We start from the raw sequence: 26,678 nt of genomic DNA, 5'->3' as shown, positions 1-26,678 counted from the left end.
GCGTTTCCACGTTCTCGGCGAACCGGACCGCGTCACGCACGTGCCGCACCCAGTACTCGGGCGAGGTGACATCACCGCTGGTGACCACCGGGATCTGCGGCTCCGCGAAGGAAAGCCCGGAGACGACCGTGCGGAACTCGTCCAGCATCGGGTCCATCAGCGGCGAGTGGAACGCGTGCGACACGGGCAGGCGGCTGGTCTTGCGGCCGTCGGCCTGGAACTTCGCCGCGATCTCGGTGACCGGGTCCTCGGCACCGGCGATCACCAGCGAGGTCGGCCCGTTGATCGCCGCGATCGACACCTCGTCGGTGAGCAGCGGCGTGACCTCGTCCTCGGCGGCCTGGATCGCCACCATCGCCCCACCGGTCGGCAAGGCTTGCATCAAGCGGGCCCGGGCCGAGATCAGCTTGCACGCGTCTTCCAGCGAGAGCACCCCGGCCACGTGGGCCGCCGCGACCTCGCCGATCGAATGCCCGGCGACGTAGGAAGGCTTGAGCCCCAGCGATTCCGCGAGCCGGTAGAGCGCCACTTCGAGGGCGAACAACGCGGGCTGCGCGTTCCCGGTCTGGTTCAGCGCCTCCTGATCCCGGCCCCACATGACCTCGCGGACGTCCAGGTGCGCCAGCACCTCGTCCAGCGCGGCCTTGAACACCGGGAACCGCTCGTAGAGTCCCTGTCCCATACCGATCCGCTGCGCGCCCTGCCCGGAGAACAGGACCGCCAGCGTGCGGTCGTCGGCCACGCCACGAGCCGCCTCGAAGACGCCGTTCTCAGTGGACAGCAGCACGGCCCGGTGTTCGAAGGTAGAGCGCGAGGTGACCAGCGAGAGGCCCACGTCGACCGCCATCCGGCCGTCCGCGAACTCGGTGATCCGCTCGATCTGCCCGTCCAGCGCGGTGGGTGTCTTCGCCGAGACCGGCAGCGGCACGACCTCCGGCTCGAGCTCCGGGATCTCCAGCGGCGAGGTGGTCTGCGGCGCCTGCTCCAGGATCACGTGCGCGTTGGTGCCGCTGATGCCGAACGACGAGACCGCCGAACGCCGAGGCCTGGTCACCTCCGGCCATTCGGTGACGTCGGTGAGCAGCTCGACCGATCCGGCTTCCCAGTCCACATGGGACGAAGGCGTGCCGACGTGCAGCGTCTTCGGCAGCGTGCCCTGGCGCATCGCCATGACCATCTTGATCACCCCGGCGACACCGGCCGCGGCCTGCGTGTGCCCCACGTTCGACTTGATCGAACCGAGCAGCAGCGGGTGGTCGCGGTCCTGGCCGTAGGTGGCCAGCAGCGCCTGCGCCTCGATCGGGTCCCCCAGGGAGGTACCGGTGCCGTGCGCCTCCACCGCGTCGACGTCCGAAGTGGACAGACCGGCCGAAGCCAGCGCCTGCCGGATCACGCGTTGCTGCGACGGACCGTTCGGCGCGGTCAGGCCGTTCGAAGCGCCGTCCTGGTTCACCGCGGAACCCTTGACCACGGCCAGCACGGTGTGCCCGTGGCGCCGGGCGTCGGAAAGCCGTTCCAGCACCACGAGACCGACACCCTCGGACCAGCCGACCCCGTCGGCGTCGTCGGAGAAGGCCTTGCACCGGCCGTCCGGCGACAGCCCGCGCTGCCGCGAGAACTCCACCAGCGCCGACGGCGTGGACATCACCGTGACACCACCGGCGAGCGCCAGCGAGCATTCACCGGCCCGCAGCGCCTGCATCGCCCAGTGCATGGCGACCAGCGAAGACGAGCACGCGGTGTCGATGGTGACCGCCGGGCCTTCGAAGCCGAAGGTGTAGGCGACCCGGCCGGACGCCACGCTCGGCGAGGAGCCGGTGCCCTGGTGGCCTTCCATGTCGCCGCCGCCCATCCCGGCGCCGTAGTCGTTGTACATCACCCCGGCGAAGACCCCGGTGGAGCTGCCGTGCAGCGAGGTCGGATCGATTCCGGCCTGCTCGACGGCCTCCCACGCGGTTTCCAGCAGCAGGCGCTGCTGCGCGTCGGTGGCCAGTGCCTCGCGTGGGCTCATCCCGAAGAACGCCGGATCGAATTCGCCCGCGTTGTGCAGGAAGCCGCCCGACCGCGAGTACGAGGTGCCGGGGTGGTCCGGGTCCGGGTTGTACAGCCGGTCCAGGTCCCAGCCGCGGTCGGTCGGGAACCCGCTGATCGCGTCGGTGCCGTCGAGCGCGAGCTGCCACAGGTCCTCGGGCGAGGAGACCCCACCCGGGTAGCGGCAGGCCATGCCGACGATCACGATCGGGTCGTCGGTGACCACCTTGGTCACCTGCTCCGGGACCACCGCCTCGGCGCCGAGCAGTTCGTCACGCAGGTAGCCGGCCAGCGCGCTGGTGTTCGGGTAGTCGAAGACCAGCGTGGCGGGCAGCCGCAGGCCGGTCACCGCGCCGAGCCGGTTCCGCAGCTCGACGGCGGTCAGCGAGTCGAAGCCCAGCTCCTTGAACTGGCGGGTGGCCTCGATCTTGGTGCCTTCGGCGTGGCCGAGCACCGCCGCGACCTCGCCGCGCACCAGCTCCATCAACATTTCCGTACGACCGGTCGTGTTCATTCCCGACAGTCGCTGGACCAGCGAGGCAGCCGTCTGAGAACCGGCCGCCGACCGCCGCGAGCGGGTCCGGATCAGCCCGCGCAGCAGCGGCGGGATCTCCGGCTGGGCCCGCAGCACCGGCAGGTCGAGCTTCACCGGCATGACCATCGCCGCGTCACCGGAAAGCGCCGCGTCGAACAGCGCCACGCCGGTTTCGGCGTCGATGGCGGGCATACCCGAGCGCGCCATGCGGTCGGCGTCGGAGGCGACCAGCATGCCGGTCCCGGCCCACGCGCCCCAGGCCAGCGACAGGCCCGGCAGTCCCTCGGCCCGCCGCTGCTCGGCCAGTGCGTCCAGGAAGGCGTTGGCGGCGGCGTAGTTGCTCTGCCCCGGCGTGCCGAACACCCCGGCGGCCGAGGAGAACACCACGAACGCCGACAACTCGCGCTCCCTGGTCAGTTCGTGCAGGTGCCAGGCGGCGTCCACCTTCGGGCGGAACACCAGGTCCAGCCGCTCCGGGGTCATCGAGCCGAGCACACCGTCGTCGAGCAGACCGGCGGTGTGCACTACCGCGGTCACCGGGTGCTCGCCGAGCAGCGCGGCGACGGCGTCCCGGTCGGCCACGTCGCAGGCCACCAGGTCGACGTTCGCACCCCGGGCTTCGAGGTCGGCGACCAGTTCGCCCGCGCCCTCGGCGTCGTGCCCACGACGGCTGACCAGCACCAGGTCGGTCACGCCGTGCTCGGAGACCAGGTGCCGCGCGAGCACCCCGCCGAGCCCGCCGGTGCCACCGGTGATCATCACCCGGCTGTCGGCGGCCCATTCGACGCGCTGCTCGGGGGCGACCACCCGCGCCACCCGCGGCGCGAACAGCTTCTCCCCGCGGATCGCGAGTTGCGGCTCATCGGCGGCCAACGCCTGGGTCAGGAGTTCGCCATCGCCGTCCACCAGGGAGAACCGGTCCGGGTTCTCCGCCTGGGCGACGCGCACCAAGCCCCAGATCGCCGCGGTCACCGCGTCGGGCACCTCGCCCTCGGCGGCGGCCACCGCGCCCTGCGTGACGATCGCCAGCCTGGCGTCGGCGAACCGGTCGTCGGCCAGCCACTCCTGGAGCAGCGTCAGCACCCGCCCGGTCACCTCGCGCACAGCCTCCGGCGCTTCACCGGAAGGCTGCTCGATCCGCGCGACCACGACCTCAGGGACGTCCACAATGGACGCCAACGAGCCGGTCAGTTCGGCGGTCAGCGGGCCCTCTTCGGACACCGCGACCGAGGTCCAGTCGACGGTGAACAGCGAGTCACCGGTGTTGTCCGTGGTCACGACCTCGGCGGCCTTCAACGCCAGCGTCTCCACCGACGCCACCGCGCCACCCGACGGGTCGACCGCGGCGATCGAGATGCCGTCGGCCTTGCGGGTCAGGCGAACCCGGAGCGCCGAAGCGCCGGTCGCGTGCAGGGACACGCCCTCCCACGAGAACGGCAGGCCGCCTTCGCCGGAACCGGCGAGCAGCAGGGCGTGGAGCGTGGCGTCCAGCAGCGCCGGGTGCAGGCCGAACCCGCCGGGCTCGACCGGCAGCTCCACCTCGGCGAACGTGTCGTCACCGCGCTGCCAGACCGCCCGCAGGCCCTGGAACACCGGCCCGTAGGCGAATCCCGTCTCGGCGAAGGCGTCGTAGCAGCCTTCGACCTCGACCGGCTCGGCGTCGGCGGGCGGCCATTCGCTCGTGTCGAAGGCGAGCTGCCGCTCCCCCTCGGCCAGCACACCGGTCGCGTGCTGCACCCACGGCTGGTCGAACGCGCCTTCCGGCCGCGAGTACACCGCCACCGTGCGACGGCCCGACTCGTCGGGCGCCCCCACCGCGACCTGCGTCTGCACGCCACCGCGCTCCGGCAGGACCAATGGCGCGGCCAAGGTCAGTTCGTCGATCCGGTCGCAGCCGACCTCGTCCCCGGCCCGCAGCGCCAGCTCGACGAACGCCGTGCCGGGCAGCAGCACCTGACCCATCACGGCGTGGTCGCCGAGCCACGGGTGCGAGCCGAGCGACAGGCGGCTGGTGAACAGCTGCCCTTCGCCCTCGGCCAGGCCGACCGCGGCGCCGAGCAGCGGGTGCTTGACCGCCTCCATGCCGAGCCCGGAGGCGTCGCCGGGGCGTGCGACCACCGGCGGCCAGTAGGACTGGCGGCGGAAGGCGTAGGTCGGCAGGTCCACACGCTGGGCGCCGGTGCCGGCGAAGAACGCCTTCCAGTCCACCCGCACGCCGTTGACGTGCAGACGGGCCAGCGCGGTGACCGCGCTCAGCTCCTCGTCGCGGTCCTTGCGCAGGATCGGCACGGCGACGGCTTCGGGCGCGATCTCGGCGGCCATCGCCGACAGCACGCCGTCCGGGCCGACCTCGACGAAGTGCGCGTCCCCGGCGGCGGCCAGGTTGTCGGCGAACCGCACGGTGTCGCGGACGTGGTTCACCCAGTAGTCCACTGTGGTCACGTCGCCGGTGGTGCGCATCGGGATGCGTGGCTCGTGGAGCGTGATGCCGTCGATGGCGGCCCGGAACTCGTTGAGCATCGGGTCCATCAGCGGCGAGTGGAACGCGTGCGAGACCTTCAGCCGCGAGGTCTTCTCGAAGCCGGCCGCGATCTCCAGGACCGCGGCTTCCTCACCCGCGATGACCACGGACGACGGCCCGTTGACCGCGGCAATCGAGACGCCCTCTCGCAAAGAGATGTCAGCTTCAGTGGCCTTGATCGCCACCATCGCTCCACCGGTCGGGAGTGCTTGCATCAGGCGAGCGCGGGCGGAGATCAGCGTGCAGGCGTCTTCCAGCGAGAACACCCCGGCCACGTGCGCGGCGGCGATCTCGCCGATGGAGTGACCGACCAGCTGGTCGGCCCGGACGCCCCACGACTCCAGCAGGCGGAACATCGCCACTTCGAGGGCGAACAACGCGGGCTGCGCGTTGCCGGTCCGGTTCAGCGCGTCGGCGTCGTCACCCCACATGACCTCGCGGACGTCCAGGTGCGCCAGCACCTCGTCCAGCGCGGCCGCGAACACCGGGAACCGCTGGTACAGCGCCCGGCCCATGCCGATCCGCTGCGAGCCCTGGCCGGTGAACAGCAGGACCGTCGGCCGGTTCACCGCCGTGCCCCGCGCGATCTCGGCGATACCGTCCTCAGCGTTGTTGTCGGACAGCAGGACCGCGCGGTGCTCGAAGGTGGACCGGGTGGTCGCCAGCGAGTACCCGATGTCGATCGGGGCACGGCCGTCGGCGAACTCCTCGATCCGCTCGACCTGGGCGTCCAGCGCCTCGGCCGACTTCGCCGACACGGGCAGCGGAACCACCTCGGGATCGACCTGCGGGGCCTCGATGGTCCGCGAGGGCTGCGGTGGCTGCTCCAGGATCACGTGCGCGTTGGTGCCGCTCACGCCGAACGAGGAGATGCCCACCCGGCGCGGCTTCTCGTCCTGCGGCCACTCGGTGACCTCGGTGAGCAGCTCCACCGAACCGGCCTCCCAGTCCACATGGGACGAAGGGGTGTCGGCGTGCAGGGTCTTCGGCAGCAGGCCTTGGCGCAGCGCCATGACCATCTTGATCACCCCGGCCGCACCGGCGGCGGCCTGCGTGTGCCCGAAGTTCGACTTGACCGACCCGAGCAGCAACGGCCGCTCACGATCCTGGCCGTACGTAGCGAGCAGGGCTTGCGCCTCGATCGGGTCGCCCAGGGTGGTGCCGGTGCCGTGTGCCTCGACCGCGTCGATGTCGTGTGTGGACAGTCCGGCGCTGGCGAGCGCCTGCCGGATCACGCGTTGCTGCGAGGGACCGTTCGGCGCGGTCAGGCCGTTCGAAGCACCGTCCTGGTTCACCGCGGAACCCCGCACCACCGCGAGGATCGGGTGGCCGTTGCGCTTGGCGTCCGAGAGCCGTTCGACCACCAGCAGACCGGCGCCTTCCGACCAGCCCACGCCGTCGGCCGAGTCGGAGAACGCCTTGCAGCGGCCGTCTTCGGAAAGCCCGCGCTGCCGGGAGAACTCGACCAGCGCGGACGGCGTCGACATGACCGTCACCCCACCGGCGAGCGCCAGCGAGCATTCACCGGATCGCAGAGCCTGGGCGGCCAGATGCAGCGCGACCAGCGAAGACGAGCACGCCGTGTCGACCGTGACCGCCGGGCCCTCGAAGCCGAAGGTGTAGGACAGGCGGCCGGAAACCACGCTCGGCGAGGTGCCGGTGCCCTGGTGCCCTTCGAAGTCACCGCCGTGCAGGATCGACGAGTAGTCGTTGTACATCACCCCGGCGAACACACCGGTCTGGCTGCCCTTGAGCGACAGCGGATCGATGCCCGCGCGCTCGATCGCCTCCCACGAGGTCTCCAGGAGCAACCGCTGCTGCGAGTCCGTCGCCATCGCCTCACGCGGGCTCATCCCGAAGAACTCGGGGTCGAACTCGCCGGCGTCGTGCAGGAACCCGCCGGAGCGCGTGTACGCGGTGCCGGGGTGGTCGGGGTCCGGGTGGTACAGCGCGTCCAGGTCCCAGCCGCGGTTGGCCGGGAACTCCGAGATCGCGTCGGTGCCGTCGAGGACCAGCTGCCACAGCTCGTCCGGGGAGGTGACCCCGCCGGGGAAGCGGCAGGCCATGCCGACGATGACGATCGGGTCGTCGGTGACCGCCCTGGTGACCTGCTCGGGGAGCACGACTTCGGCGTCGAACAGCTCGTCGCGGAGGTACTCGGCCAGCACCACCGGGGTCGGGTAGTCGTAGACCATGGTGGACGGCAACCGCAGGCCGGTCGCGCCACCGAGCCGGTTGCGCAGTTCGACCGCGGTCAGCGAGTCGAAACCGAGCGACTGGAAGGTCTGCTCGCGGTCCACGGCTTCGGCCCCCGCGTGCCCGAGCACCGCCGCGACCTCAGCGCGGACCAGCTCCAGCAGACTTTCCATACGACCGTTCGTATTCATTGCGGACAGCCGCTGGATCAGCGAGTCGGCCGTCTGCGAACCGGCCGCCGACCGGCGCGAACGCGTGCGGATCAGCCCGCGCAGCACCGACGGGATCTGCCCCAGCGACCGCAGCGTGGCCAGGTCCAGCCGCAGCGGCACCACCACGGATTCCCCTGTGGACAGTGCGGCGTCGAAGAGCGCCACCCCGTCCTCGGCGGTCAGCGGCGGCATCCCGGTGCGGGCCATGCGCTCGGCGTCCGAGGCGACCAGCATGCCGGTACCCGCCCAGGCACCCCACGGCAGCGACACCGCAGGCAGGCCGGCGGCCCGCCGGTGCTCGGCGAGCGCGTCCAGGTAGGTGTTCGCGGCGGCGTAGTTGCCCTGCCCGGCGTTGCCGAAGATCCCGGCGACCGAGGAGAACACCACGAACGCGCTCAGCTCCCGGTCGCGGGTCAGCTCGTGCAGGTTCCAGGCGGCGTCCACCTTGGGGCGGAACACGAAGTCCATGCGCTCGGCGGACAGCGAGCCGAGCACACCGTCGTCCAGCACGCCGGCGGTGTGGATCACCGCGTCGACCGGGTGCTCGTCGAAGACCGCGGCGAGCGCCTCCCGGTCGGCCACGTCGCAGGCGACCAGCCGGACCGAGGCACCGCGTCCGGTGAGGTCCTCGACCAGGTCGTCGGCCCCTTCGGCGTCGTACCCGCGGCGGCTGACCAGCAGCAGGTTCCGCACGCCGTGCTCGGACACCAGGTGCCGCGCGAGCACGCCACCCAGCCCGCCGGTGCCACCGGTGATCAGCACCAGGCCGTCGGGGTTCCATTCGAAGCGCTGCTCGGGCGCGGGCACCCGGGCGAGGCGCGCGGCCAGCACGGCCCCGGCACGCACCGCGACCTGCGGTTCGTCGGTGCCGAGCGCCTGGGTGGCGGCCGAATCGGCGTCCAGATCGACCAGGCCGAAGCGACCCGGGTTTTCCGACTGCGCCACGCGGACCAAGCCCCACACGGCGGCGGTGGCCACGTCCGGCACGTCACCTTCGGCGGCGGCGACCGCGCCACGGGTGACGAAGACCAGCCGCGAATCGGCGAACCGGTCCTCGGCGAGCCACTCCTGGAGCAGCCCGAGCACCCGCCCGGTGACCGTCCGCGCGTCGTCACCGGCGACCGGCACGAGCACGACCTCCGGAACGTCCACCAGGGACTCCAGCTCGCCGTCCAGCTCGACCGTGGTCGGCAGTTCGCCCGACGCGGACACCGGGGTCCAGGTCAGCTTGAACAGCGAGTCGCGTTCGACGCCCCGCTCGGCCAACTGCTCGGTGGACACGGCCCGCACGATCAGCGACTCGACCGACGCGACCGGCTGCCCGGAGGTGTCGGCTGCCGCGATCGACACGGCCTCGCCGTCCTGCCTGAGCCAGACGCGCAACTTCGACGCGCCGCCGGCGTGCAGCGAGACGCCCTCCCAGGAGAAGGGCAGCCCGGCGCCACCGTCACCGGAGGCGGCGAGCAGGGAGGCGTGCAGCGTGGCGTCGAGCAGCGCCGGGTGCAGGCCGAACGCGGACGGGTCCACGTCCTCGGGCAGCGAGACCTCGGCGAACAGTTCGTCTCCGCGCTGCCAGACTGCTTCGAGGCCCTGGAACACCGGGCCGTACTCGAACCCGGCCTGGGCGAACTTCTCGTAGCAACCGGCCACGTCGAGGGACTCGGCGTCGGCGGGCGGCCACGCGGTGGCGTCGAAGGGCACGGTGTGCTCGCCGACGGCCAGCACACCGCTCGCGTGCTGCGTCCACGGCAGGTCGACGGCGTCCTCGGGACGGCTGTGGATGGTGATGGTGCGGCGGTCTTGCTCGTCCGGCGTGCCGACGCGCAACTGGACCTGGACCGCCGAGTCCTCCGGCAGCACCAGCGGCGCGGCCAGGGTCAGCTCCTCGATGCGGTCGCAGCCGAGTTCGTCACCCGCGCGCACGGCCAGCTCGACGAACGCCGTGCCCGGCAACAGGATGCGGCCCATCACCACGTGATCGGCGAGCCACGGGTGCGACTTCAGCGACAGGCGGCTGGTGAACAAGGCGCCCTCGTCGTCGGCGAGTTCCACCGACGCGCCGAGCAGCGGGTGCGCCACCGAGACCAGGCCGAGCCCGCTCGCGTCGCCCGGCCGGATGACCACCTTGGGCCAGAAGCGCTCGCGCTGGAACGCGTAGGTCGGCAGGTCGACGGTCCGGGCGCCGGTTCCGGTGAAGAACTTCGCCCAGTCGACGGTGATGCCGTGGACGTGCAGGCGGGCCAGCGCGGTCAGGAAAGCGAGTTCCTCACCACGGTACTTGCGCAGCGCCGGGACGGCGACCTCGGCCACCTCGGCGGCCATGGCCGACAGCGTGCTGTCCGGCCCCAGCTCGAGGTAGGTGGCCTCGGGCGTCAGGTGCTCGGCGAACCGGACGGTGTCACGGACGTGCCGGACCCAGTAGTCCACAGTGGTCACGTCACCCGGCATCGGAATGCGGGGCTCGTGGAAGCTCAGGCCCTCGATGGCCGCGCGGAAATCGTCCAGCATCGGGTCCATGAGCGGCGAGTGGAACGCGTGGGACACCTTGAGACGGCTGGTCTTCTCGAATTCGGCTGCGATCTCCAGGACCGCGGCTTCCTCACCCGCGATGACCACGGACGAAGGCCCGTTGACCGCCGCGATCGAGACACCGTCCCGGAGCGGGATCTCGGCCTCGCGGGCCTTGATCGCCACCATCGCTCCACCGGTCGGGAGCGCCTGCATCAGCCGCGCCCGAGCCGTGATCAGCGTGCACGCGTCTTCCAAGCTGAGCACACCAGCCACATGCGCGGCCGCGATCTCACCGATGGAGTGCCCAGCCAGCGACTGCGGCTTGACACCCCACGACTCGACCAACCGGAACAACGCCACTTCCAGCGCGAACAACGCAGGCTGCGCATTGCCCGTCTGGTTCAGCGCGTCAGCGTCTTCGCCCCACATGACGTCGCGGACGTCGAGGTGCTCGAAGACCTCATCCAAGGCCGCGCGGAACACCGGGAACCGGTCGTACAACTCACGGCCCATGCCGAGCCGCTGCGAACCCTGACCGGCGAACACGATGGTCAGCGGGCGCGCCTTGGCCTGCCCCCGCGCCACCTCGGTGCCGTCGAGCAGCACGGCACGGTGGTCGAACGCCGAGCGCGCGGTCAGCAGCGAGTAGCCGACGTCCAGCGGCGATTCCTCGACCGCGCGGATGCGTTCGATCTGCGCGCCCAGAGCCTCTTCGGTCCGCGCGGACACCAGCCACGGCACCAGGGCGGGCTCGTCGCGGCGCTCCGGCACCACCACCGGCGGCGCCTGCTCCAGGATGACGTGCGCGTTGGTCCCGCTGAACCCGAACGAAGACACCGCCGCCCGGCGGGCGCGGCCGACCTCGGGCCACGCCGTCGCGGAGGTCAGCAGGTCCACCGAACCGGCTTCCCAGTCCACATGGGACGAAGGCGTGCCGGCGTGCAGGGTCGGCGGGAGTTCGCCGTGCCGCATGGCCATGACCATCTTGATCACGCCCGCGACACCGGCGGCGGCCTGCGTGTGTCCCATGTTCGACTTGATCGAACCGACGAGCAGCGGCCGTTCGCGGTCCTGGCCGTAGGTCGCGAGCAGGGCCTGCGCCTCGATCGGATCACCCAACGTGGTGCCCGTGCCGTGTGCCTCGACCGCATCGACGTCCTGAGTGGACAGTCCAGCCGACGCGAGCGCCTGCCGGATGACCCGCTGCTGCGAGGGACCGTTCGGCGCGGTCAGGCCGTTCGAAGCGCCATCCTGGTTCACCGCGGAACCACGCACCACCGCGAGAATCTGGTGCCCGTTGCGCTTGGCGTCCGACATGCGCTCCAGCACCACGAGCCCGACACCCTCGGACCAGCCGACACCGTCCGCGTCCTCGGAGAACGCCTTGCACCGGCCGTCGACCGCGAGACCGCGCTGCCGGGAGAACCCGATGAACGCACTCGGCGTGGACATGACCGTCACACCACCGGCGAGCGCCAGCGAGCATTCCCCGCTGCGCAACGCCTGCATGGCCCAGTGCATCGCCACCAGCGACGACGAGCACGCCGTGTCGACGGTGACCGCCGGGCCCTCGAAGCCGAAGGTGTAGGACACCCGGCCGGAGACCACGCTGGAGGACGCACCGGTGCCCTGGTAGCCCTCGTTGTCGCCGCCACCGTCCAAAATGGAGACGTAGTCGTTGTACATGACGCCGGTGAACACACCGGTCTGGCTGCCGCGCAGGGTCGCCGGGTCGATGCCCGCGCGCTCCAGCGCCTCCCACGAGCTTTCCAGCAACAGCCGCTGCTGCGAGTCGGTCGCCAGGGCTTCCCGCGGGCTCATCCCGAAGAACGACGGGTCGAACTCGGCGGCGTCGTGCAGGAAGCCGCCCTCGCGGGTGTACGAGGTGCCGGGGTGGTCCGGGTCGGGGTCGAACAGGTTGTCCAGGTCCCAGCCGCGATCGGCCGGGAACTCGGTGATCGCGTCGGTGCCCTCGGACACCAGCCGCCACAACTCCTCCGGCGACTTCACCCCACCGGGGAACCGGCAGCTCATCCCCACGATCACGATGGGATCGTCGGCGATGCTGTGAATGTGGCTTTCACGGCGCTTTTCGCCGTGAATGTGGCTTTCACGGCCCAGCAACTCGTCGATGACGTAGGCGACGAGGGCGTTGGCCGTCGGGTAGTCGAAAATCAGCGTGGCGGGCAGGCGCAGCCCGGTCACCGAACCGAGGCGGTTGCGCAGTTCGACCGCGGTCAGCGAGTCGAAGCCCAGCTCCTTGAACGGCCGGGCGGGATCCACCGCCGCGCCGTCCACGTGCCCGAGCACCGCGGCCACCTGACCGCGGACCAGGTCGAGCAGGATCTCGGCGCGCTGGTCATCGCCGACCGCGAGCAGGCGCCCGAGCAGCGACGCGGCGGTCTCCGAGCCCGCGACCGAGCGCCGCGAGCGGGTGCGGATGAGCCCGCGCAGCAGCGGCGGGACCTCGGCCTGCGCCCGCAGCGCCGGCAGGTCCAGCCGCACCGGCAAGACCACCGCGCGGTCGCAGGCGAGCGCCGCGTCGAACAACGCCACGCCGAGTTCCGGGTCGACCGGCGGCATGCCGGACCGGGCCAGCCGGTCGCCGTCCGCGCCGGCGAGCATGCCGGTCTCCGCCCAGGCACCCCACGCCAGCGACACGCCGGGCAGCCCGGCGGCACGGCGGTGTCCGGCGAGCGCGTCGAGGAAGGCGTTGGCCGCCGCGTAGTTCGCTTGCCCGGCGGCGCCGAAGACCCCGGCGGCCGACGAGAAGACCACGAACGCGGACAGGTCGCCGGTCAGTTCGTGCAGGTTCCAGGCCGCGTCGACCTTGGGCCGCAGTACCTTGTCCAGCCGATCCGCGTCCAGCGAGCCGATCACCCCGTCGTCGAGCACCCCGGCCGCATGGATCACGGCCTTCACGTCGTGCTGCGACAGCAGTTCCGACAACGCCTCCCGGTCGGCCACATCGCAGGCCGCGACCCGCACGTTGGCGTCGAGGTCCGAAACGTCGGCCTCACCGCGGCGGCTGACCAGCAGCAGGTTCCGCACGCCGTGCTCGTCCACGAGGTGCCGGGCGATGGCGCGGCCCAGCCCGCCGGTGCCACCGGTGATCAGCACCAGTTCGTCCGGGTTCCAGGCGAACGGCTCCTGAGGCGCCACCCGGGCGACTCGCGGCACGAGCACCTGACCGTCGCGGACCGCGACGCGCGGCTCGTCCACGCCGAGCGCTTCCGGCGTCGCTTCCCCTTCGACCAGCCCGAACCGGCCGGGGTGCTCGGACTGCGCGGAACGCACCAGCCCGGCGACGGCGGCCGTCGGCAGATCGGCGGGATCACGCAGGGCGAACACCAGGCGCGTGTCGGCGAAGCGGTCGTCGGCCAGGAAGTCCTGGACCAGGCCGAGCGCCCGAGCCGTCACCGCGTGGGTCGCGCCGACCACGTCACCGGACGGCTCGATCTCCACCATCACGATCCCCGGGACGTCCACAATGGACGCGAGGTCGCCGTCGAGCCGGACCACGGCCTGCTCGGTCGCGGTGGCGGTGACCGGGGTCCACTCGACCCCGAACAACGCGTCCCGCTCGGCCCGGTGCTGGTCGAGCTGGTCCGCCTCGACCGCCCGGACCAGCAGCGAGTCGATGGACGCGACCGGCTCGCCCGCGGTGTCGGCGATCGCGATGGCGATCGAGTCCTCGCCGAGCGGGGTGAGGCGGACGCGGATGCCGCTCGCCCCGGTGGCGTGCAGCGACACGCCTTCCCACGAGAACGGCAGCCCGCCCTGGTTCAGCGGCCCGAACCCGGCCGCGTGCAGGGTGGCGTCGAGCAGCGCCGGGTGCAGGCCGAAGCCGTCGCGGTCGGCTTCCTCGGGCAGCGTGACCTCGGCGTAGGTTTGCTCGCCGTGCCGCCAGACCGCCTTGAGGCCCTGGAACACCGGGCCGTAGTCGAAGCCGTTCTCGGCGAACTGCTCGTAGCAACCGTCGATGTCGACCGGCTCGGCGCCCTGCGGCGGCCAGACCGCGACCTCAAAGTCGGCGCGCCGCTCACCGGTGGACAGCACACCGGTGGCGTGCGGGGTCCACGGCAGGTCGACCGCGTCCTCCTGCCTGCTGTGCACGGTCAGCGTGCGGCGGCCGTGCTCGTCGGCGTCGCCGACCCGCAGCCGCACCTGCACGGCTCCCTGCTCGGGCAGGACCAGCGGCGCGGCCAGGGTCAGCTCGTCGACGCGGTCGCAGCCGAACTCGTCCCCGGCCCGCAGCGCCAGCTCGACGAACGCGGTGCCGGGCAGCAGCACGCGCCCGAGGATCGTGTGGTCCTCCAGCCACGGGTGCGACCAGAGGGACAGCCTGCTGGTGAACACCACGTCGCCCTCGGCGAGCTCGACGGCGGCGCCGAGCAGCGGGTGGTCGACCGAGCCGAGCCCGGCGCCCCGCACGTCACCCGGTCCGCCGAGCGCCCGCGACGGCCAGAACCGCTGGTGCTCGAAGGCGTAGGTCGGCAGCTCCACGCGTCGCGCACCGGTTCCGGCGAAGAACGCCGCCCAGTCCACGCGCGTGCCGTTGACATGCAGGTTCGCCAGCGCGGTGACGATGGACAGCTCTTCGCCGCGGTCCTTGCGCAGCGCCGGGACCGCGACCTCGGCCACCTCGGCAGCCATGGCCGACAGCGTGCTGTCCGGCCCCAGCTCGAGGTAGGCAGCATCGGGGTTCAGCTGCTCGGCGAACCGGACGGTGTCACGGACGTGCCGAACCCAGTAGTCCACGTTCGTCACGTCACCCGGCATCGGAATGCGGGGCTCGTGGAAGGTCAGCCCCTCGATGGCCGTCCGGAAATCATCCAGCATCGGGTCCATCAACGGCGAGTGGAACGCGTGCGAGACCTTCAACCGGCTGGTCTTCTCGAAGCCAGCCGCAATCTCCAGAACCGCCGCTTCCTCACCCGCGATGACCACGGATGAAGGCCCGTTGATCGCGGCGATCGAGACACCCTCGGTGAGGGTGATCTCGTCCTCGGCGGCCTTGATCGCCACCATCGCTCCACCGGTCGGGAGCTCCTGCATCAGCCGCGCCCGAGCCTCGATGAGGGTGCACGCGTCTTCCAGGCTGAGCACCCCGGCCACATGCGCGGCCGCGATTTCGCCGATGGAGTGCCCAGCTAGCGACTGCGGCTTGACGCCCCACGACTCGACCAGCCGGAACAACGCCACTTCCAGCGCGAAGAGTGCAGGCTGCGCATTTCCCGTCTGGTTCAGCGCCTCCTGATCCTCACCCCACATGACGTCACGGACATCGAGGTGCTCGAAGACCTCGTCCAAGGCCGCGCGGAACACCGGGAACCGCTCGTACAGCTCACGGCCCATGCCGAGCCGCTGCGAACCCTGACCGGCGAAGACGATCGCCAGCGGACGCTCGGCGGCGACACCGCGCGCGACTTCGGCGCCGTCGACCAGCACGGCACGGTGGTCGAACAGCGAACGCGTGGTGACCAGCGAGAAACCGGTGTCCACCGGCGAGGCCTCGAAGTCGCGGAGGCGCTCGATCTGGCCGTCCAGCGCGGCCGCCGACTTGGCCGACAGCGGCAGCGGGACCACCGCGGGCTCGACCGCCGGCTCGTCGAGCTGGCGCAGGAGCTGCGGCGGCTGCTCCAGGATCACGTGTGCGTTCGTGCCGCTGATGCCGAAGGACGACACCCCGACGCGGCGCAACCGGTCGACCTCCGGCCATTCGGTCGGCGCGGTGAGCAGCTCGACCGAACCGGCCTCCCAGTCCACATGGGACGAAGGCGCGTCGACGTGCAGGGTGGGCGGCAGCAGGCCGTAGCGCATGGCCATGACCATCTTGATCACGCCGGCGACCCCGGCGGCGGCCTGCGTGTGCCCGAAGTTCGACTTGACCGACCCGAGAAGCAGCGGCCGCTCACGGTCCTGGCCGTACGTGGCCAGTAGTGCCTGAGCTTCGATCGGGTCGCCAAGGGTGGTGCCGGTGCCGTGGGCTTCCACGGCGTCGATGTCCGTTGTGGACAGACCGGCCGAAGCCAGCGCCTGGCGGATGACCCGCTGCTGAGACGGTCCGTTCGGGGCGGTCAGGCCGTTCGAAGCGCCGTCCTGGTTCACCGCGGAACCCCGCATCACCGCGAGGATCGGGTGCCCGTTGCGCTTGGCGTCCGAAAGGCGCTCCAGCACCAGCACACCGACGCCCTCGGAAAACCCGGCGCCATCGGCCGAGTCGGAGAACGCCTTGCACCGGCCGTCCGCGGAAAGCCCGCGCTGGCGCGAAAGTTCGACCAGGGTGCCCGGGGTGGCCATCACCGTCACGCCACCGGCGAGCGCCAGCGAGCACTCCCCGCCACGCAGTGCCTGCGCGGCCAGGTGCATGGCCACCAGCGAGGACGAGCACGCCGTGTCGACGGTGACCGCCGGGCCTTCGAGGCCGAAGGTGTAGGACAGGCGACCGGAAACCACGCTCGGCGAGGCGCCGGTGCCCTGGTAGCCCTCGAAACCGTCACCGTCGATGATCGACGAGTAGTCGTTGTACATGACCCCGGCGAACACACCGGTCTGGCTGCCCTTGAGCGAGGCCGGGTCGATACCCGCGCGCTCGATCGCCTCCCACGAAGTCTCCAGGAGCAACCGCTGCTGGGCGTCGGTGGCCAGCGCCTCACGCGGGCTCATGCCGAAGAACGCCGGGTCGAATTCGGCCGCGTCGTGCAGGAAGCCGCCGGACCGGGTGTAGGAGGTGCCGGGGTTGTCCGGGTCCTCGTTGAACAGCCGGTCGAGGTCCCAGCCGCGATCGGCCGGGAAGCCGGTGATCGCGTCGGTGCCCTCGAGCACCAGGTTCCACAGCTCCTCGGGGGAGCCGACCCCGCCGGGGAAGCGGCAGCCCATGCCGACGATCACGATCGGGTCGTCGGCGACCGCCTTGGCGGCTTGCCGCGGGAGCACGACGTCCGCGTCGAACAGCTCGTCACGCAGGTAACCGGCCAGCGCGGCGGTGGTCGGGTAGTCGAAGATCAGCGTCGCGGGCAGGCGCAGGCCGGTCGCCGTGGTGAGCCGGTTGCGCAGTTCGACCGCGGTCAGCGAGTCGAAGCCCATGCCCTGGAACGCCTGCTCCGGGTCGACCGACTCCGGCCCGGCGTGCCCGAGCACCATGGCGACCTGGCTGCGGACCAGGTCCAGCAGTGCTTCCGTGCGCTCGGTCTCGCCGAGCACCGAGAGCCGCTGCACCAGCGTCACCGCGGTTTCCGCCCCGGCGACCGAACGGCGGGCCCTGGTCCGGATCAGCCCGCGCAGCAGCGGGCGGACCTCACCCTGCGCCCGCAGCACCGGCAGGTCGAGGCGCATCGGCAGCACCGCGGCCGCGCCCGAACCGAGCGCGAGGTCGAACAACCGCAGGCCCTGCTCGTCGGACAGCGGCGGCATCCCGCCCCGGCCGAGCCGTTCCGCTGTGTCCTCGCCGGTACCGGCGAGCATGCCGCTCTCCGCCCAGGCACCCCAGGCGAGCGAGACGGCGGGCAGCCCGGCGGCCCGGCGGTGTTCGGCGAGCGCGTCCAGGAAGGCGTTCGCGGCGGCGTAGTTGCCCTGCCCCGGCGTGCCGAAGACCCCGGCGCCGGAGGAGAACAACACGAAGGCGGACAGGTCGCCGGTGAGTTCGTGGAGGTTCCACGCGGCGTCGACCTTGGGTCGCAGCACGGTGTCGAGCCGGTCGGCGTCGAGCGAGTCGATCACGCCGTCGTCGAGCACGCCGGCGGTGTGGATGACGGCTTTCACGTCGTGCTGGGACAGCAGTTCCGCCAGCGCATCGCGGTCGGCCACATCGCAGGCCGCGACCTGAACGTTGGCATCGATGTCGGAGACGTCGGCCTCGCCACGGCGACTGACCAGCAGCAAGTTCCGTACACCGTGCTCGCTGACCAGGTGCCGCGCGACGGCCAGGCCGAGCCCGCCGGTGCCACCGGTGATCAGCACGAGTTCGTCCGGGTTCCAGGTGGCGCGCTCACGGGTCTCGATCCGCGCGAGCCGCGCGGCCTTCGCCACGCCGTCACGGACGATGACCTGCGGTTCGTCGATCCCGAGCCCGGGTGCCGGGTCGGCGTCGGTGTCCACCAGGCCGAAGCGGCCGGGGTGCTCGGACTGCGCCGAGCGGACCAGGCCGTGCACGGCGCTCGCGGCCAGGTCGGTGCTCCGGGTCACGAAGACGAGCCGCCCGGTCCGCTCCTGCGCCAGCCACTCCTGCATGGCGCCGAGCACCTCGGCGGTGGCCGCGTGCGCGGCTTCCACCACGTCACCGGCGGCTTCGACGTGGTGCACCTCGTATTCGTCCGAAGTGGACGAGGTCACGGGCACCCAGTCGACGCGGAACAGCGAGTCGCGGTCGGCGTCGGGCTCCTCGACCGAAACCGCGCGCACGACCAGCGAGTCGATCGACGCCACGGGCGCGCCGGCGGCGTCGGCCACGGCGATGGACACCGCGTCCTCGCCGGTGGCGGTGAGGCGCACGCGGATGGTGGTCGCACCGGTGGCGTGCAGCGACACGCCTTCCCAGGCGAACGGCAGGCCACCGCGGCTGATCACGCCGAGGTCGGCGAACCCGACCGCGTGCAGCCCGGCGTCCAGCAGGGCCGGGTGCAGGCCGAAGTTCGCGCTCTCGGCACCGTCCGGAAGGGACACTTCGGCGAACAGCTCGTCCCCGGCCCGCCACACCCCGCGCAGGCCCTGGAACGTCGGGCCGTAGTCGAAGCCGTCGGCGGCGAAGCGGTCGTAGGCGCCGGTGAGGTCGACCGGCTCGGCGCCGGCGGGCGGCCAGGCGGTGGCGTCGAAGTCGGCACGCCGTTCGCCGGTGCCCAGCACACCGGTGGCGTGCTGCACCCACGGCGCGTCCACGTCGGCGCGCGAGTGGACGGCAACGGTCCGGCGGCCGCTCTCGTCCGCCTCACCGACGCGGACCTGCAACTGCACGGCTCCCAGCTCGGGCAGTACCAGGGGCGCGGCGAGGGTCAGGTCCTCGATGCGGTCGCAGCCGACCTCGTCCCCCGCACGCAGCGCCAGTTCGACGTAGGCGGTACCGGGCAGCAGCACGCGGTTCATCACCGTGTGGTCGGCGAGCCACGGGTGCGTCCGCAGGGACAAGCGGCTGGTGAACACGCTCTCGCCGTCGGCCAGTTCGACCGCGGCGCCGAGCAGCGGGTGCTCCACCGACACCAGGCCGAGGCCGGTCGCGTCGCCGGGCCGGACCACCACCGGCGGCCAGAACCAGCGGTTCTGGAAGGCGTAGGTGGGCAGGTCGACGCGCTGGGCGCCGGTGCCGTCGAAGAACCGCCGCCAGTCCAGGAACACGCCGTTGACGTGCAGGCGGGCCAGCGCGGTGGCGAAGGCGGTCTCCTCGTCGCCGTCCTTGCGCAGCGCCGGGACCGCGACCTCGGCCACCTCGGCGGCCATCGCGGACAACGTGCTGTCCGGCCCCAGTTCGAGGTAGGCCGCGTCGGCATCGAGGTGGTCGGCGAAGCGGACGGTGTCGCGGACGTGGCGGACCCAGTAGTCCACAGTGGTCACGTCACCCGGCATCGGGATGCGGGGTTCGTGGAAGGTCAGGCCCTCGATGGCCGCGCGGAAGTCCTCCAGCATCGGATCCATCAACGGCGAGTGGAACGCGTGCGAGACCTTGAGGCGCGAGGTCTTTTCGAACCTGGAAGCGATTTCCAGGACCGCGGCTTCCTCACCGGCGATGACCACCGACGACGGCCCGTTGACCGCGGCGATCGAAACGCCCTCGGTGAGGGTGATCTCGTCTTCGCGGGCCTTGATCGCCACCATGGCGCCACCGGTCGGAAGAGCCTGCATCAACCGAGCACGAGCCTCGATGAGCGTGCAAGCGTCTTCGAGGGAGAGCACTCCGGCGACGTGGGCCGCGGCGATCTCACCGATCGAATGGCCCGCAAGCGATCGCGGCTTGATGCCCAGCGACTCGACCAGCCGGAACAGGGCCACTTCCAGCGCGAACAACGCGGGCTGCGCGTTCCCCGTCTGGTTCAGCGCTTCCTGGTCATCGCCCCACATGACATCACGGACGTCCAGGTGCTCGAAGACCTCATCGAGCGCGGCGCGGAACACCGGGAAGCGGTCGTACAGCTCACGGCCCATGCCGACCCGCTGCGAACCCTGGCCCGCGAACAAGAACGTGAGCGGACGCTCCAGCGCGGTCCCCCGCGCGACCTCGGTGCCGTCGATCAGCACCGCCCGGTGCTCGAAGGTCGTCCGCGTGGAGACCAGCGAGAAGCCGACGTCGACCGGCGGCGCGTCGAAGGCGCGGATGCGCTCGACCTGGCCGTCCAGCGCGGCGACCGTCTTCGCCGAGATCGGCAGCGGCACCGCCTTCGGCTCCACCACCGGCTCGATCACCCGCGGTGCCACCGAGGTCGCCTGCTCCAGCACCACGTGCGCGTTGGTGCCGCTGACCCCGAACGAGGATACCGCGGCCCGGCGCGGGCGGCCGGATTCCGGCCAGTCGGCCGGCGCGGTGAGCAGGTCGACCGCCCCGACCTCCCAGTCCACATGGGACGAAGGCGCGTCGACGTGCAGCGTCCGCGGCAACTGGCCGTACCGCATGGCCATGACCATCTTGATCACACCCGCGACACCGGCGGCGGCCTGCGTGTGCCCGATGTTCGACTTGATCGAGCCGAGCAGCAGCGGGGTTTCGCGGTCGCGGCCATAGGTGGCCAGCAACGCCTGCGCCTCGATCGGGTCACCCAGCGTGGTGCCGGTGCCGTGCGCCTCGACCGCGTCCACGTCCTGAGTAGACAGTCCAGCCGACGCGAGTGCCTGGCGGATGACGCGTTGCTGCGAGGGGCCGTTGGGCGCGGTCAGGCCGTTGGAAGCACCGTCCTGGTTGATCGCCGAGCCGCGGACGGTGGCGAGGATGGTGTGGCCGTTGCGCTTGGCGTCGGAGAGCCGCTCCAGCACCAGCAGGCCGACACCCTCGGACCAGCCCACGCCGTCGGCGGCGTCGGCGAAGGACTTGCACCGGCCGTCCTGCGCGAGCCCGCGCTGGCGGGAGAAGGCGATGAACGAGCCCGGCGTGGCCATCACGGTCACGCCACCGGCCAGCGCGAGCGTGCAGTCCCCGCTGCGCAGCGCCTGCGCGGCGAGGTGCAGCGCGACCAGCGAAGACGAGCAGGCCGTGTCGACGGTGACCGCCGGGCCCTCCAGTCCGAGCGAGTAGGCGACGCGGCCGGACAGCACGCTGCCCGCGGTGCCGGTGCCCTGGTAACCCTCGAACGCCTCATCGTCGATGAGGGTGCTGTAGTCGCTGGACATCACCCCGGCGAACACCCCGGTCGCGCTGCCCCGCAACGAGGTCGGGTCGATGCCGGCGCGCTCGAACGCTTCCCACGCGGTGGCGAGCAGCAGCCGCTGCTGCGCGTCGGTCGCCATCGCCTCACGCGGGCTCATCTCGAAGAACTCGGGGTCGAACTGCCCCGCGCCGCCGAGGAAACCGCCGTAGCGGGTGTAGGAGGTGCCGAAGTGGTCCGGGTCGGAGTTGTAGAGCGTGTCGAGGTCCCAGCCGCGGTCGGCCGGGAACTCGGAGATCGCGTCGGCGCCCTCGGACACCAGGCGCCACAGGTCCTCCGGCGAATCCACCCCGCCCGGGTAGTGGCAGCCCATCCCGACGATGACGATCGGGTCGTCACTGCTGTGAATGTGGCTTTCACGGCGTGGTTCGGTGCCGTGAATGTGGCTTTCACGGCCGTCGAACAGCTCGTCGGCCAGGTAGGCGGCCAGCGCGGCGGTGTTTGGGTAGTCGAAGATCAGCGTGGCGGGCAGGCGCAGGCCGGTCGCCGTGCCCAGGCGGTTGCGCAGCTCGACAGCGGTCAGCGAATCGAAGCCCAGGTTCTGGAAGGCCTGCGCGGGGTCCACCGACTCCGCGCCGAGGTGCCCCAGCACGGCGGCGACCTGACCGCGGACCAGGTCCACCAGCGCGTCGGTGCGGTCGGCTTCGCCCAGCGCGGAAAGCCGCTGCACCAGCGAAGTCGCGGTCTCCGAACCCGCCACGGCCCGCCGCGAGCGAGCGCGGATCAGCCCCCGCAACAGCGGCGGGATCTCCGCCCTGCCGCGCAGGACGGGCAGGTCCAGCCGCACCGGCAGCACGGCGGCGTCCGCCCCGGCCACCGCGAGGTCGAACAGTTCGAGCCCCTGCTCGATCGACAGCGGCGGCATGCCGGAGCCGGTGATCTTCGTCAGTTCGGCCTCGGACAGCCCGCCGGTGAGCCCGATCGACGGGTCCCAGGCACCCCAGGCCAGCGACACCGCGGGCAGTCCGGCGGCCCGCCGGTGAGCCGCGAGTGCGTCGAGGAAAGCGTTTGCGGCCGCGTAGTTGCCCTGGCCCGGCGTGCCGAAGGTGCCCGCCGCCGAAGAATAAAGCACGAACTGGGACAGGTCGCTGGTGAGCTCATGCAGGTTCCAGGCCGCGTCGACCTTGGGCCGCAGCACGGTGTCCAGCCGGTCGGCGTCGAGCGAGCCGATCACGCCGTCGTCGAGCACCCCGGCCGTATGGACAACGGCCTTCACGTCGTGCTGCGACAGCAACTCCGCGAGCGCGTCCCGGTCCGCCACATCACAGGCGACGACCTGCACGTTGGCCTCGATGTCGGACACGTCGGCCCGACCGGTCCGGCTGACCAGCAGCAGGTTCCGCACGCCGTGTTCGTTCACCAGGTGCCGCGCGAGCACCCCGCCCAGCCCGCCGGTGCCACCGGTGATCAGCACCAGTTCGTCCGGGTCCCAGGTGGCCCGTTCGCCCGCTTCCGCACGCGCCACCCGCGGCGCGAGCACGCTGCCGTCCCGGACGGCGACCTGCGCTTCTTCGGTGGCAAGCGCTTGCGCCACCGACGCGCCCGGCTCGAGTTCCACCAGCCCGAAGCGGCCCGGGTTCTCCGACTGCGCCGAGCGCACCAAACCCCAGACCGCGGCACCCACCAGGCCCGCTTGGGTGGCGAAAACCAGGCGGGAGTCGGCGAACCGCTCCTCCCGCAACCACTCCTGCAGCACGCCCAGTACCCGGGCGGTCACCTCGTGCACGGAGGCGACCACGTCGTCCCGCGGTGTCTCCACCGGGAACACCACGACCGGCGGCACGTCCACAATGGACGACAGCTCGGTGTGGGTGGCGAACTCCGGCTCGGCCGCGGCCCGCGCGGGCACCCAGTCGAGCTTGAACAGCGAACTGGCCGCGACGCTCGGCTCGGCGATCGCCGTCGCCGCCCGCGCCAGCAGTCCTTCGACCGACGCGACCGGACCCCCGGCGGTGTCCGCCACCTCGATCGCCACGGCGTCACCGGCACCCCGCGCCAGCCGCACCCGCAGCGCGGTCGCGCCGGTGGCGTGCACCGAAACGCCTTCCCAGGAGAACGGCAGCCCGCCCCGGCTGACCTCGCCGAGGTCGGCGAATCCGGCGGCGTGCAGGCTCGCGTCCAGTAGCGCGGGGTGCAGCACGAACCGGCCGGCGTCCTGCTCGGCCGACTCCGGCAGCGCGACCTCGGCGAAGAGCACGTCCTCGCCCTGCTTCCAGGCGGCCTTGAGCCCCTGGAAGGTCGGTCCGTGGTTGAAGCCCAACTCGGCGAAGCGCTCGTAGTGCCCGGTCACGTCGACGGGCTCGGCACCGGCAGGCGGCCAGGCGGTGAAGTCGTAGGCGGGCGCCTGCGCGCCCTCGGCCAGGAAGCCGGTGGCGTGTGGCGTCCAGGGCAACTCGGCCGCGCCTTCGGGCCGCGAGTGCACCGCGACCGAACGCCGTCCGCCCTCGTCGGGCGCGCCGAGGTGCAACTGGAGCTGCAGCGCGCCTTCCTCGGGGATGACCAGTGGCGCGGCCAGGGTCAGTTCGTCGATCCGGTCGAGGCCGAGGTCTTCCCCGGCCCGCAGCGCGAGTTCGACGAAGGCGGTGCCGGGCAGCAGCACGCGGCCCTGCACGTTGTGGTCGGCCAGCCACGGGTGCGTGCGCAGCGACAACCGGCTGGTGAACAGCAGTCCCTCACCGGCGGCGAGGTCGACGGTCGCGCCCAGCACCGGGTGCTCGATGGCGCCCAGCCCGGCGGCGCGGACGTCACCCGAGGTGCGGGCGGCCGAAGCCCAGTACCGCTGCCGCTGGAAGGCGTAGGTGGGCAGGTCGATCTTGCGCGCGCCCGTGCGCGCGAACAGCGGCGCCCAGTCGACGGTGACGCCGCTGACGTGCAGCCGCGCCAGCGCGGCGACGGCGGCCGACTCCTCGGGACGATCCTTGCGCAGCAGCGGGACGGCCACCGCTTCGACGCTTTCCAGCGCCATCGCGGACAGCACCCCGTCCGGGCCCAGCTCCAGGAACGCGGTCACGTCCTGCTCGGCCAGCCTGCGCACGTTGTCGGCGAACCGCACGGTGTCCCGCACGTGGTTCACCCAGTAGTCCACTGTGGTCACATCGCCGGTGGTGACCAGCTGGAGCTGCGGCTCGTGGAAGGTCAGGCCCTCGATGGCGGCTCGGAAGTCGTCGAGCATCGGGTCCATCAGCGGCGAGTGGAACGCGTGCGAGACCTTCAGCCGCGAGGTCTTCTCAAAGCCGGCCGCGATCTCCAGGACCGCGGCTTCCTCACCCGCGATGACCACGGACGACGGCCCGTTGACCGCGGCGATCGAAACGCCCTCGGTGAGGGTGATTTCGTCCTCGGTGGCCTTGATCGCCACCATCGCCCCACCGGTCGGAAGTGCTTGCATCAACCGGGCGCGGGCCTTGATCAGCGTGCACGCGTCTTCCAGGCTGAGCACCCCGGCCACGTGCGCGGCGGCGATCTCCCCGATGGAGTGCCCGGCGAGGTAATCCGGCTTGATGCCCAGCGACTCGACCAGCCGGAACAACGCCACTTCCAGCGCGAACAACGCGGGCTGCGCGTTCCCTGTCTGGTTCAGCGCTTCCTGGTCATCGCCCCACATGACGTCGCGGACGTCCAGGTGCTCGAACACCTCGTCCAGCGCGGCGCGGAACACCGGGAAGCGGTCGTACAGCTCGCGGCCCATGCCGATCCGCTGCGAACCCTGGCCCGAGAACAGGAACGCGGTCAGCCGGTCGGTCGCGGCGTCCCTGGCGAGCTCGGTGAAGCCGTCCACCAGCACGGCGCGGTGCTCGAACGCCGAGCGGGTGGTGGCCAGCGAAAGGCCGATGTCCAACGGCGAGGCCGTCGACAAATCCACAAAGGACCGAAGGCGGTCGACCTGCGCGTCCAGTGCTTCGGCGCTGCGACCGGAAACCAGCCACGGCACCACCGCGGGCTCGACCTCGGCGGGCTCCTCGACCACCTCGGCGGCCGGGGCCTGCTCCAGGATGATGTGCGCGTTCGTCCCGCTGACGCCGAACGAAGACACACCGGCACGGCGCAGGTGGTCGGTCTCCGGCCAGTCCCGTCGCTCGGTCAGCAGCTCGACCGCACCGGCATCCCATTCCACATTGGACGAAGGCGCGTCGATGTGCAGGCTCTTCGGCAGCACGGCGTGCTGCAGCGCCATGACCATCTTGATGATCCCGGCGACCCCGCCCGCCGCCTGCGGGTGCCCGAGGTTCGACTTGATCGACCCGAGCAGCAACGGGGTTTCCCGGTCCTGCCCGTAGGTCGCGAGCACGGCCTGCGCTTCGATCGGGTCGCCCAGGACCGTGCCGGTGCCGTGGGCTTCCACGGCGTCCACATCGGCCGGGTTCAGCCCGGCGTTCGCCAGTGCCGCGCGGATCACGCGCTGCTGCGACGGGCCGTTGGGCGCGGTCAGGCCGTTCGAGGCGCCGTCCTGGTTGACCGCGGAACCCCGCACCACGGCGAGGATCTTGTGCCCCTTGCGCTGCGCGTCGGACACCCGCTCCAGTGCGAGCACACCGACACCCTCGGACCAGCCCGTGCCGTCGGCGGCCTCGGCGAACGACTTGCACCGGCCGTCCCCGGCGAGCCCGCCCTGCTGGGTGAACGCGGCGAACCCGGTCGGCGTCGACATCACCATCACGCCACCGGCCAGCGCCAGTTCGCACTCACCCTGCCGCAGCGCCTGCACGGCGAGGTGCAGCGACACCAGCGACGACGAGCAGGCCGTGTCGACGGTGACCGCCGGGCCTTCGAGGCCCGAGGTGTAGGAGACGCGGCCGGAGATCACGCTCGCCACCGAAGCGGTGGTGGTGAACGCGTCGCCCTCCCCGGACTGCGCGGTCAGGGCGCCGTAGTCCTGGCCGGTGGTCCCGAGGAACACGCCGGTCTGGCTGCCCCGCAGGGAAAGCGGGTCGATCCCGGCGCGCTCCAGCGCCTCCCACGCGGTTTCCAGCACCAACCGCTGCTGCGGGTCCATCGCCACGGCTTCCCGCGGCGAAATGCCGAAGAAGCCCGCGTCGAAGTCGGCCACATCGGCCAGGAACCCGCCCTCGAAGGTGGCGCTGCGCAACGCTTCGACGTCCCAGCCGCGGTCGAGCGGGAAGCCGCCGATCGCGTCGCGGCCCTCGGCGACCAGGTCCCACAGTTCCTCCGGGCTTCTCACCCCGCCCGGGTACCGGCACCCGATGCCGACGATGGCGATCGGCTCCACGGCGGACGCCACCAGCTGCTGGTTCTGCTTGCGGAGACGCTCGATCTCCTTCAAGGACGAGCGCAGCGCCTCGACGTACTGGTTGGTGGAGTCGGTCATC

General features: G+C 71.7%; 1 protein-coding gene (only partly in view). It reads right to left on the bottom strand.

Features of this window, described 5'->3' with window-relative positions; all coding sequences use genetic code 11:
• Positions 1-26,677, bottom strand: partial view of a type I polyketide synthase gene (locus JOM49_RS14300; protein WP_209664766.1) — the 5' portion only. 2,969 nt of this gene lie to the left of the window's left edge; the window shows 26,677 of its 29,646 coding nt (coding positions 1-26,677); its start codon is at positions 26,675-26,677; the stop codon falls past the left edge of the window.
• Position 26,678 lies beyond the last annotated feature (1 nt).

Origin of the sequence: Amycolatopsis magusensis, assembly GCF_017875555.1 — a bacterium.
GTDB classification, from domain to species: Bacteria; Actinomycetota; Actinomycetes; order Mycobacteriales; family Pseudonocardiaceae; genus Amycolatopsis; species Amycolatopsis magusensis.
This window is presented reverse-complemented; position numbering and strand designations above follow the sequence as displayed.